This window comes from Burkholderia sp. Se-20373 (assembly GCF_017104705.1).
Classification (GTDB): domain Bacteria; phylum Pseudomonadota; class Gammaproteobacteria; order Burkholderiales; family Burkholderiaceae; genus Burkholderia.
In genome coordinates this window covers 1-690 of sequence record NZ_JAAGPH010000389.1, presented here as the reverse complement: position 1 = coordinate 690, position 690 = coordinate 1, and the positions used below count along the sequence as shown (strand labels likewise).

Below are 690 nucleotides of genomic sequence, written 5' to 3'. Positions count from 1 at the left end.
AGTACCAGGTCTCGTGGCCGAGCGCGTCGGTGACGTAGGTCAAGCGAATGTTCGGGTCCCACTCCAGCGTCGTATCGTAGCTGCCGTCGTCGGCCCATTCACGCACGGCCCTGGCCGTCGCGTGCTCGCCGTCCCAGCGCAGGTTCATGCCTCGGCCCGTGCGGTCCGTGTAGCGCGTGACCAGGTGGTGCCGATACGTATAGCTTCGGCTTGCGTCGTTCTCATCGACGGCCTCGATCAGATCGCCGGCGTCATCGAACGTATAGTGAGCGAGCTGCCGCACCGGCTTGCCATCTTCGATCAGCCAGACCTGCGCCACACGCCCCTGCGCGTCGGGCACCACGCGAACGTGGGCATCGATCGCAACCTCATCCCCGTGATAGGACATCAGATCGGACGGCAATAACGTATGGCCGGGCACGGTCCGCGGGTGATCATAGGCGATCGCCAATCCCGCGCCGTTACGCAGCACGATACTGGTCAGTCGGAAATGCTCGCCATGACGCTCGTAGGTTTCCTTCGCGTCGTAGCCGCGCGCCAGTGTGATGGCCCGATCGGACACGCGTACCAGCGTCACGTTCTCGATGGCGTCGTAATGGAACGCGCCGACCTTCGGCAGCGGGTACGCATGCGTGCGGCCGTCCGCCGCGTGATAACGAAGGCTTTCCGGCAGTGCGTCGTTATGCACGA

Annotated in this window: 1 pseudogene; it reads right to left on the bottom strand. The window is 64.2% G+C overall.

Features of this window, described 5'->3' with window-relative positions:
• Nucleotides 1-690 (bottom strand): annotated as a pseudogene (locus G3N96_RS39975) (RHS repeat protein); the annotation flags it as partial.